Source organism: Actinorugispora endophytica (assembly GCF_004363075.1).
In the GTDB taxonomy this organism is placed as follows: domain Bacteria; phylum Actinomycetota; class Actinomycetes; order Streptosporangiales; family Streptosporangiaceae; genus Actinorugispora; species Actinorugispora endophytica.
In genome coordinates, this window is record NZ_SNYN01000003.1 from 317,425 (window position 1) to 327,679 (window position 10,255).

The 10,255-nt window shown below is 73.6% G+C and carries 8 protein-coding genes; all 8 read left to right on the forward strand.

From position 1 onward, the window contains the following. Window positions 1-66: 66 nt before the first annotated feature. The 8 genes from EV190_RS07475 to secA2 all read left to right on the forward strand — a co-directional run bounded on the left by EV190_RS07475 (window position 67) and on the right by secA2 (window position 9,908). Window positions 67-936, forward strand: coding sequence for an FAD binding domain-containing protein (locus EV190_RS07475; RefSeq protein WP_133740722.1), 870 nt, complete (start codon window positions 67-69; stop codon window positions 934-936). Between the two features lie 48 nt (window positions 937-984). Next, a complete protein-coding gene (locus EV190_RS07480; protein ID WP_133740723.1) occupies window positions 985-1,521 on the forward strand; it encodes a (2Fe-2S)-binding protein in 537 nt (178 codons plus the stop codon). Further along, window positions 1,521-3,950 carry an aerobic carbon-monoxide dehydrogenase large subunit gene (cutA, locus tag EV190_RS07485; protein ID WP_133740724.1) on the forward strand — a complete coding sequence of 810 codons (2,430 nt, stop codon included), beginning with the start codon at window positions 1,521-1,523 and terminating at the stop codon, window positions 3,948-3,950. The genes EV190_RS07480 and cutA overlap by 1 nt, the downstream gene beginning before the upstream one ends. Continuing rightward, window positions 3,947-4,597 carry an SRPBCC family protein gene (locus EV190_RS07490; protein ID WP_133740725.1) on the forward strand — a complete coding sequence of 217 codons (651 nt, stop codon included), beginning with the start codon at window positions 3,947-3,949 and terminating at the stop codon, window positions 4,595-4,597. Before cutA ends, EV190_RS07490 begins: the two co-directional genes overlap by 4 nt. Window positions 4,598-4,811: 214 nt before the next feature. After that, a complete protein-coding gene (locus EV190_RS07495; RefSeq protein ID WP_133740726.1) occupies window positions 4,812-5,399 on the forward strand; it encodes a GTP-binding protein in 588 nt (195 codons plus the stop codon). 91 nt (window positions 5,400-5,490) lie between these two features. Continuing rightward, a complete protein-coding gene (locus EV190_RS07500) occupies window positions 5,491-6,861 on the forward strand; it encodes a sensor histidine kinase (RefSeq protein WP_243742418.1) in 1,371 nt (456 codons plus the stop codon). Next, window positions 6,807-7,502, forward strand: coding sequence for a response regulator transcription factor (locus EV190_RS07505; protein WP_133740727.1), 696 nt, complete (start codon window positions 6,807-6,809; stop codon window positions 7,500-7,502). The genes EV190_RS07500 and EV190_RS07505 overlap by 55 nt, the downstream gene beginning before the upstream one ends. Before the next feature lie 99 nt (window positions 7,503-7,601). After that, window positions 7,602-9,908, forward strand: a complete 2,307-nt coding sequence (gene secA2 / locus EV190_RS07510) for an accessory Sec system translocase SecA2 (protein ID WP_133740759.1) — start codon at window positions 7,602-7,604, stop codon at window positions 9,906-9,908. The last annotated feature ends 347 nt before the right edge of the window (window positions 9,909-10,255 follow it).

The window sequence follows — 10,255 nt, forward strand, 5'->3', positions numbered from 1 at the left end:
CCGCGCGGGCCCGGCCGCGAGGCGCCGGGCCCGCGCGGTCCGACAGCGACGACCCGAAGAGGACCTGTGAAGCCACCGCCCTTCGCCTACCACGCTCCCACCACCCTGGCCGAGGCACTGGACGCGCTCGCCGACGTCGGGACCGACGGCAAGGTCCTGGCGGGCGGGCAGAGCCTCATACCGCTGCTGAACATGCGGCTGGCCGCTCCCGGGCACCTCGTGGACGTCAACGGCGTCGCCGGACTCGACCACGTGAGCGTGGACGCCTCGGGCGTGCGAGTGGGCGCGCTCGCCCGGCACGCCGACGTCGAGGCGGACGACGACGCGGCCGCGGCCGTCCCGCTGCTGCGCCAGGGGCTGCGCCTGGTCGCGCACCCCGTCATCCGCAACCGCGGCACCACCGTGGGAAGCCTCGCGCACGCGGACCCCTCCGCGGAGATGACGGCGGCGCTGGCCCTGCTGGGCGGCAGCGTCACGGCCGCGAGCACCGCGGGGCGGCGCACCATCAGCGCGGCCGACTTCTTCGTCGGCCCGCTGGAGAGCAGCCTGCGCACCGGGGAACTCCTCGTCGACGCGCACTTCCCGCGCCCTCCGGCGGGCAGCGGAACCGCGTTCACCGAACTGGCCCGGCGCCACGGCGACTACGCCATGTGCGGGGTCGCGGCACTGGTCACCCTCGACGACGACCTGCGCGTCACCGCGGCCCGCGCCGCCTACCTGTCGGTGGCGCCGGTCCCGCTCGTCCTCGACCTGACCGAGGCGGTGGCCGGACGCACCCCCGACACCGCCGACTTCGACGCGGCCGGACGGCTCGTCCGGGGGCGGCTGGACCCCGAGGGCGACATCCACGCCACCGCCGAGTACCGCGCGCACCTGGCCGAGGTGCTGACCGCCAGGGCGCTGCGCGAGGCCGCGGGCAATGCCGTGCGGCGCTGACGCGGCCGACCTTTTCCACACACGCTCCACAGAAAGGAGGTCCGGCGGATGAGCGAGGAACTCCACGAGATCCGGCTGCGGGTCAACGGGGCGGAGCACACCGCGACCGTCCCCGCGCGCAGGCTGCTGTCCGACTGCCTGCGCCAGGACCTGGGACTCACCGGGACGCACGTGGGCTGCGAGCACGGCGTCTGCGGCGCCTGCACCGTCCGCGTCGACGGCCGCCCGACGCGCTCCTGCCTGATGTTCGCCGTCAGCGCCCAGGGGCACGAGATCACCACCGTCGAGGGGCTCGCCGAACCCGACGGCACGCTGCACCCGGTCCAGCGGGCGTTCAGGGAGTGCCACGGCCTCCAGTGCGGCTTCTGCACGCCCGGCTTCCTCACCGTGGTCTCGGCGTACCTGGAGGACAACCCCGACCCGACCGAGGAGGAGGCCCGGGAGGCCGTCGGCGGGAACCTGTGCCGGTGCACCGGCTACCAGAACATCGTCAAGGCGGTCCTGCGGGCGGCCGAGATCCGCCGCGAGGAGGCGGCCGCGGCCCCCGGGGGAGAACGGGCCGCCGGAGCAGGGGAGAGACGCTGATGGCCACCCGGATGTTCGGCATGCCGGTCCAGCGGACCGAGGACGAGCGCCTGATCACCGGAAAGGGCGGCTACCTGGACGACCTGGGGGCGGGGGCCTACGCGGCCGCGTTCGTGCGCAGCCCGCACGCGCACGCCCGGGTCCGCGACATCGACGTCACCGGGGCCCTGGACGTGGAGGGGCTCGTGGCCGTCTACACCCACGAGGACCTGTCCGGACCGATGGCCGAGCCGCTGCCGCTGCTCATCCCGCACCCCGCCATCCTCGACGGGCGCACCCCGTACGCGCTGGCGAAGGAGTACGTGCACTACGTCGGCGAGCCGGTGGTGATGGTCGTGGCGCGGGACCGCTACGTCGCCGAGGACGCGGTCGGGCGCATCGCGGTCGACTACGAGACCCTCGACCCGGTCGTCGGCATCGAGGCGGCGGCCCGCGCCGAGCGCGTCGTGCACGCCGGGATGTCCGACAACGTCGCCGCCCACCTGGTCCAGGAGGTCGGGGACGCCCGCGCCGCGATCGCGGCCGCGCCCAACCGGATCGAACTGGACCTGGACATCGAGAGGTCGGCCTGCACCCCGATGGAGGGGCGCGGCGTGTACGCCCGCTGGGACGGGCGCGACGCGATGCTGCGGCTGTACAGCTCCACCCAGACCGCCTCGGGCGTGCGCGCCGCCGTCGCCGCGAAGCTGGGACTCCAGCTCGGCCAGGTCGAGGTGGTCGTGCCGGACGTCGGCGGCGGGTTCGGCGTCAAGATCGTGCACCCCTGGCCCGAGGAGCTGATGGTGCCCTGGGCCGCGCGGGCGCTCGGCCACGAGGTCAAGTGGGCGGAGGACCGCCGCGAGCACTTCACGGCCGCCGCGCACGAGCGCGCCCAGCGCCAGCACGTCACCGTCGGCTTCGACGACGAGGGCCGCCTGCTCGGCCTGGACGTGGACATCCTGCACGACAACGGGGCCTACCTGCCGTACGGCATCATCGTCCCCATCGTCACCTCCACCCAGCTGCTCGGCCCCTACAAGCCCGGCGCCTACCGGGTGGAGTTCCGCAGCCTGTACACCACCACCGCGATCGTCACCCCGTACCGGGGGGCGGGGCGCCCGCAGGGCGTGTTCGCGATGGAGCGGACCATGGACGCCATCGCCGCGCACCTGGGCATGGACCGCGCCGACGTGCGCGCGGCCAACTTCATCCAGCCCGAGGAGATGCCGTACGACCAGGGGCTGCTGTTCCAGGACGGCCGCCCGCTGATCTACGACTCGGGCGACTACCCGGCCTCGCTGGAGAAGATCAAGAAGCTCGTCGGCTGGGACGACTTCACCGCCTACCGGGACGCCGCGCGCGCCGAGGGGCGGAAGGTCGGCATCGGCCTGGCCTGCTACGTGGAGGGCACCGGGCCGGGACCGTACGAGGGCGGCCACGTCCAGGTCGAGACCAGCGGAAAGGTCCGGGTGGCCACCGGCCTGACCACCCAGGGCCAGGGGCACCAGACGGCGCTCGCCCAGATCGTCGCCGACGAGCTGGGCGTGCCCATGTCGGACATCTCGGTGACCACCGGGGACACCCGGCGCATGCCCTACTCGGTGGGCACGTTCGCGTCCCGGGGCGCGGTCATGAGCGGAAGCGCGGTGGCGCTGGCCGCGCGCCGCCTCAAGGAGAAGGCGCTGCGCATCGCCGCGGACGCCCTGGAGGCCGACGCCGAGGACCTGGAGATCGTCGACGGCCGCGTCCAGGTCAGGGGCACTCCCTCGGCCGGGATCGAGCTGGGCACGGTCGCGGTGCTGTCCAACCCGCTGCGCTACGCCTTCGACGAGGCGTCCAAGGCCGCGACCCAGTTCACCGGGGCGGCCGACTACACCAGGCCGCCGGTCGCCGCAGACGACGAACCCGGCCTGGAGGGCACCGACTTCTACTCGCCGCTGCGCTCCACCTTCGCCAGCGGCATGCACGCGGTGGTCGTGGAGACCGACCCCGAGACCGCCGAGATCAGGATCCTGCGCTACTGCGTCGTCCACGACTGCGGCAAACTCGTGAACCCCCTCATCGTCGAGGGCCAGGTGCACGGGGGAGTGGCCCAGGGCGTGGCGGGCGCGCTGTACGAGCGCATGGAGTACGACTCCGGCGGCCAGCTCCTCAACGCGTCCTTCATGGACTTCCTCATGCCCTACGCCAGCGAGGTCCCCAAGGTCGAGATCGACCACCTGGAGACGCCGAGCCCGCTCAACCCGCTGGGGATCAAGGGCGCGGGCGAGGCGGGGGTGATCCCCGGCGCGGCCGTGATCGCCGCCGCCGTCGAGGACGCCGAGGGCTTCGCGATCACCCGCATGCCCGTCTCCCCGTCCGAGCTGTTCCACCTGCGCCGCCGCTTCGACAAGGGCGGGATCGCGCCGCTGCCCGGCGCCTACTCACGAACAGGAGAAGCGAACGCATGAAGGTCACCGGGACCACCATCCTGAGCGCGCCCGCCGGGAAGGTCTGGGACACCATCCTGGACCCGGCGGTGCTGGCCCGCACCATCCCCGGCTGTGAGCAGCTGGAGGCCACCGGCCCCGACCGCTACCGGGGCACCATCACCGCGGGGGTGGCCTCCATCAAGGGCACCTTCCTCGGCGACGTCGAACTCACCGACCTGAAACAGCCCGAGTCGCTGGTGATGCGCGCCTCCGGCGCGGGCGGCCCCGGCACGGTCAAGGCCGACGTCGCGGTGCGTCTGGCGGACCTGGGCGACGGGCGCACCGAACTCACCTACGACGCCGAGGCGGTCGTCGGCGGGATGGTCGGCGGGGTCGGCCAGCGCGTGCTGTCGGGAGTGGCCAAGAAGATGGCGGGCGAGTTCTTCGCGGCCATCGACGGAGAGCTGACCGGGCGGGCCGCCCCGGCCGCGGCGGCCCCGGCCGCCGCGGGGGAGGGCGCGGTCCGGGAGCGGGGCGCCGCCCCGGCGGTGTTCGCGGGCCGGGCCCCGGCCGCCGCCGCGTCGGGAGACGATAACGACTTCGTCAAGGGGGCGCTCTTCGGCGCGGCGATCGCGTTCGCGGGCGTGCTGATCGGTGTTCTGGCCGGTCGCCGCGCCAGGGGCTGACCTGGCGCGGGTCCGGGAACGAGGCGCGGCGCCCGTGTGCGCCGCGTCTCATACCGGGACGGAAACCGGAGAATGCTACGGAGCGTGCCGTGGCGGTGCTAGGTTCACCTCTTGATGATCGTGTCCGCTGTGCGCTCGGACACCCCGCCGCCACGACATCCCTCTTGCGAGTGCGGTCGCGCACGCGCTCCGTCAGCGTCCCGAGGAACGAACAGTGAACGACTCCCCGAAACTCACCACCAAGATCATCGTCGCCGGGGGCTTCGGCGTCGGCAAGACGACGTTCGTGGGCGCGATATCGGAGATCCCCCCGGTACGCACCGAGGCGGCGGTGACCGCGGCCAGCGTCGGAGTCGACGACCTGTCCAAGACCCCGGACAAGACGAGCACCACGGTGGCGATGGACTTCGGGCGGATCTCGCTCCCCACCGACCTGGTGCTCTACCTGTTCGGCACCCCCGGCCAGCAGCGGTTCTGGTTCATGTGGGACGACCTGGTGCGCGGCGCGCTGGGAGCGGTCGTCCTGGTGGACACCCGCCGCCTCGAGGACTGCTTCCAGGCCCTCGACTACTTCGAGCGGCAGTACAAGATGCCCTTCGTCATCGCGGTGAACTCGTTCGAGTCCGACGGCGACCACGTCTACACCGAGCAGGACCTGCGCGGCGCGCTCGACCTCGCTCCCGACGTGCCGATCGTGCGCACCGACGCCCGCGACCGCGACTCGGTGCTGGCGACCCTGATCACCCTGGTCAAGCACGCGATGGCCGTCGAGGCGCGGCAGAAGCGCCAACTCGTGCACTGACCCGGCGGAGGAACCGGGTGGGGCCACCCCTACCCCCGCGGCGGGGGCGGGGCCCTGGCGGGGCGTCGGCCCGGGCTCGTAGCGTTGCCCCGTGTCGAACGAACCGCGCTCCCCGTTCCCGGCCGTGCGGCGGCGGCGCTTCCTGCTCTCGGCGTGGCCGTGGCGCTCGTACGCCCACGTGCTGACGACCGTCCCGGTGGGCCTCGCGCTGCTGATCCCGGTCGGGGTCCTGGCCGTCCCCTGGTTCCTGCTGTTCGCGATGTGGGCGGACGAGACGGCGGCCCTCGGGCCGGTCCTCACCGCCGTGCTGCTCCTGCTCGGCGCGGCGCTGGTCGGCGGGCTGGGGCCGATGGCGACGCTTCCGGCGGCGTCCCTGGAGCGGCTGCGACTGCGGCTGGTGGACTCCGACCGGGTGGCGAGCGGCCACCGGACACCCGACCGGCCGGGCCTGTGGGCGTGGCTGCGGCTGCGCTACACCGAGGCCGCGACCTGGCGCGAGTTCGGCTACGTGCTGGTGCTGTCCCTGGGGATGCTCCCGTTGGCGCTGCTGCTGCTCGCCTGCTGCGGGGGGCTCGCCCTGCTGGCCGCGTCCCCGGTCATCGTGGCCGCCGGGCAGGGGCCGGTCACCATGGGGACCGCGGTCCTGGAGCGGCCCGTGGAAGCCGTGCCGTACGGGCTGCTGGGCCTGGCCCTGACGGTCCTCACGGCCTACCCGGCGGCGCTGCTCGCCGGGGCGCACCGGGCGCTCGGCCGCGCGCTCCTGCGGGGGCGGGGCGAGGAGGAGCTGCGCGCGGAGCTGGTCCGGGTCACCCGGTCCAGGGCGCGGCTGGTGAACGCGTTCGAGGCCGAGCGGCGCAGGATCGAGCGGGACCTGCACGACGGCGCGCAGCAGCGCCTGGTGGCGCTGACGATGCAGCTGGGGCTGGCCCGGCTCGACGTCCCCGCCGACTCGCCCGCGGCCGCGTCCGTGGCCGCCGCGCACGACCAGGCCAAGCAGCTGATCGCCGAGCTGCGCGAGCTCGTCCGGGGCATCCACCCGCAGATCCTCACCGACCGGGGGCTGGCCGCCGCGCTGCCCGAGCTCGCCGACCGCTCCGCGCTGCCCGTCCGGGTCGCCACCGACCTGCCGCGCCGCCCGCCCGCCCACGTCGAGGGGACCGCCTACTTCGTGGTCTCGGAGGCGCTGACCAACGTCGCCAAGCACAGCGGCGCCGCCGGCGCCTCCGTCACCGCCGGGCTGGCGGGCGACACGCTCGTGGTGGAGGTCCGCGACGACGGCCGGGGAGGCGCGGACCCCGGCCGCGGCACCGGTCTGACCGGCCTGGCGGACAGGGTCGCGGTGATGGACGGCAGAATGTCGCTGTCCAGCCCGCCTGGCGGGCCCACCGTGCTACGCGTGGAGTTGCCGTGCGACCGGATTCCCCCGCATCCCCCGACCAGGCCCCGCCCGCCGTCCGGGTAGTCCTCGCCGAGGACGGCGTCCTGCTGCGCGAAGGGCTGGCCGGGCTGCTGGGGCGCTTCGGGTTCGACGTCGTGGCCTCGGTCGGCGACGCCGACGCGCTGCTCGCGGCGGTCGCCGAGCACGAGCCGGACCTGGTGGTCACCGACATTCGGATGCCGCCCGGCTTCACCGACGAGGGGCTGCGCGCGGCGGTGCGGCTGCGCGGGGAGCGGCCGGGCCTGGCCGTCGTCGCGCTGAGCCAGTACGTGGAGCAGAGCTACGCCGCCGACCTGCTGGACTCCGGAGGCGGGGACCGGGTCGGCTACCTGCTGAAGGACCGCGTGGTCGACGTCGAGGAGTTCGTGGCGACGCTGCGCCGCGTGGTCGCGGGCGGGACGGTCGTGGACCCGCAGGTGGTGCGCCAGCTGCTGCGCCGACGGAGGGACCCGCTGTCGCGGCTCTCCGCGCGCGAGCGCGAGGTCCTCGCTCTGATCGCCGAGGGCCACTCCAACAGCGCCATCGCCCGCGCGCTCTTCGTCAGCGACGCGGCCGTCGGCAAGCACATCGGCAACATCCTGGCCAAACTGGACCTGCCGCCCGACGACGACGTCAACCGCCGGGTCCTGGCCGTCCTGGCCTACCTGCGCAGCAGGCCCTCCTGACCCGTGCCGGGGCGGGCCGCGCGGGGGAATGTGATTCACCCCTCGCGCGGGGAACCGTTTCCGGCCGGTCGGCGTTACTCTGCTGTGGTGTTCGGACGAATGGCCGAGAGCGTGCGACGGATCCTGGGCAAGCCCGGATCGGTGTCCCTCCAGCCCTATACCAAGCTGCTGAAGTCCATCGAGGAGCGCGAGGAGGCGCTGCGCGAGCTGGGCGACGCGGAGCTCACCGCGGCCGCCGCCGAGCTCGGCAACGCCGAGCTGCCCTACGATCCGGCCGACCTCGCCGAGCTGTGCGCGGTGGGCCGCGAGGCCGCCCGGCGCGCCCTGGACGAGCGGCCCTTCGACGCCCAGCTGCTCGGCGTCATGGCGCTGCTCGACGGGAACGTCGCGGAGATGGCCACCGGTGAGGGCAAGACCCTGGCCGGCGCGCTGGCCGCCGCCGGGTTCGCGCTGCGCGGCCAGCGGGTGCACGTGCTCAGCGTCAACGACTACCTGGCCCGGCGCGACGCCGAGTGGATGCGTCCGCTGTACGAGCTGCTCGGCGTGGCCGTGTCCTGGATCGGCCAGGAGTCCACCACGGAGGAGCGCCGCGCCGCCTACGCGGCCGACATCACCTACGCCTCGGTCAGCGAGCTCGGCTTCGACGTGCTGCGCGACCGGATCGCCACCGACGTGTCCGAGCTGGTGGTTCCCGAGCCCAACGTCGCGCTCATCGACGAGGCCGACTCCGTGCTCGTGGACGAGGCGCGGGTCCCGCTGGTGCTGGCGGGCGCGGCCGAGGCCGCCGAGTCCGACGCCGCGATGGCCGAGCTGGTGCGCAGGCTGCGCCCCCGGACCGACTACGTGGTGGACGACGACGGCCGCAACGCGCACCTCACCGACGCGGGCATCGACGCGGTGGAGAAGGCGCTCGACGGCGTCGACCTGTACTCGGCCGAGGACACCACGCTGCTGCCCCGCGTCAACCTGGCCCTGCACGCGCACGCCCTGCTCCAGCGGGACGTGCACTACGTGGTGCGGGACGGCCAGGTGCGCCTGATCAACGAGTCGCGCGGCCGCATCGCGCTGCTCCAGCGCTGGCCGGACGGGCTCCAGGCCGCGGTCGAGGCCAAGGAGCACGTGGCGGCCAGCGAGACCGGCGAGATCCTGGACTCCATCACCGTGCAGGCGCTGGTGCTGCGCTACCCGACCCGCTGCGGCATGACCGGCACCGCGATGGCCGTCGCCGAGCAGCTGCGCGAGTTCTACGAGCTCGAGGTCGCGGTCATCCCGCCGAACAAGCCCAACATCCGGGTGGACGACGAGGACCGGCTGTACGCCACGCCGGAGGAGAAGGAGGACGCGCTCCTCGACGAGGTCGCCGAGGTGCACGCCGGGGGCCGCCCGATCCTCATCGGCACCCAGGACGTCGCCGAGTCCGAGCGCCTCGCCAAGCGCCTGGGCAACGCCGGGCTCGAGTGCGTGGTCCTCAACGCCAAGAACGACGCCGACGAGGCCGACGTCATCGCGGAGGCGGGCACCTACGGGCGGATCACCGTGTCCACCCAGATGGCGGGCCGCGGCACCGACATCCGGCTCGGCGGCAGCGACATGGCCGACCGCGACCGGGTGGTGGAGACCGGGGGCCTGTACGTCATCGGCTACGGCCGCTACCCCAGCAGCCGCCTGGACGACCAGCTGCGCGGGCGCGCCGGACGCCAGGGCGACCCCGGCGGCTCGGTGTTCTACGTCAGCGTCGAGGACGACCTGATCGCCAACAACGCGCCCGAGACGCGCGGGTACGACGTCTCCTCCGCCGACGGCGCGATCACCGACCCCACCTGGCGCCGCACCGTGGACCACGCCCAGCGCGTGGCCGAGGGCCAGCTGCTGGAGCTGCACCGCAACACCTGGCGCTACAACCAGCTCGTCGACGTCCAGCGCGGCGTGGTGATGGAGCACCGCCGGGCGGTGCTCTCCGACGACCAGGGCAAGCGCCAGCTGGCCGTGGACTGCCCCGCCACCTACGAGGAGCTGATCGAGGAGGTCGGCGAGGAGGAGGTCGCGCGCGCGGCCCGGCTGATCACGCTGTACCACCTGGACCGGGGCTGGACCGACCACAACGCGTTCCTGGCCGACCTGCGCGAGGGCATCCACCTGCGCTTCCTGGGGCGGCGCAACCCGCTGGACGAGTTCAACCGGGACGCGGTCCCGGCCTTCAAGGGCTTCCTGGACGAGGCCCGCGCCCGCGCCGCGGAGATGTTCACCGAGGCCAAGGTCGTGGACGGCCGCGTCGACGTCGACGCGGCCGGGGTCAGGCGCCCCTCCACCACCTGGACCTACATGGTCCAGGAGCACCCCTTCAGCACCGACTTCGAGAGTGTCGTCGGCAAGCTGAAGAACATCGGCGGCCGGACCGGGGACTAGGGAGCCTCCGCCCCGGGGTGAATTCGGGCACCGGTGGTTTTGTTGACGGTCTTGGGCTTTCCGCCCGTTTCGGGGCCGGGAAGGGCGGAAAGCCCACGACCGTCAACGGACCCCTCACGCGACGGACATCATGGGCGCGGCCCCGACCGGCACCCGCCGTCGCTGCCTGCCGTGACCTCGCGATCCGCGTGGCGTGAGGCCGAAAGACCCCCGAAGCACCGGCACGCCGAACCACCCCCGCGCCGGAGCTTCCCTAGATCGTTGATGGGAAAATGTGTGCTGGTCAGTGGTCGTAAGCGATCAACGACCGCTTGACCGGGGCGCCGGTCAACCAGTTGTGCCAGATC

Excerpts from the sequence above, each read along its gene's own strand:
- EV190_RS07480 (WP_133740723.1), top strand. The coding sequence starts at position 985 with ATGAGCGAGGAACTCCACGAGATCCGGCTGCGGGTCAACGGGGCGGAG.
- cutA (WP_133740724.1), top strand. The coding sequence starts at position 1,521 with ATGGCCACCCGGATGTTCGGCATGCCGGTCCAGCGGACCGAGGACGAG.
- EV190_RS07490 (WP_133740725.1), top strand. The coding sequence starts at position 3,947 with ATGAAGGTCACCGGGACCACCATCCTGAGCGCGCCCGCCGGGAAGGTC.
- secA2 (WP_133740759.1), top strand. The coding sequence starts at position 7,602 with ATGGCCGAGAGCGTGCGACGGATCCTGGGCAAGCCCGGATCGGTGTCC.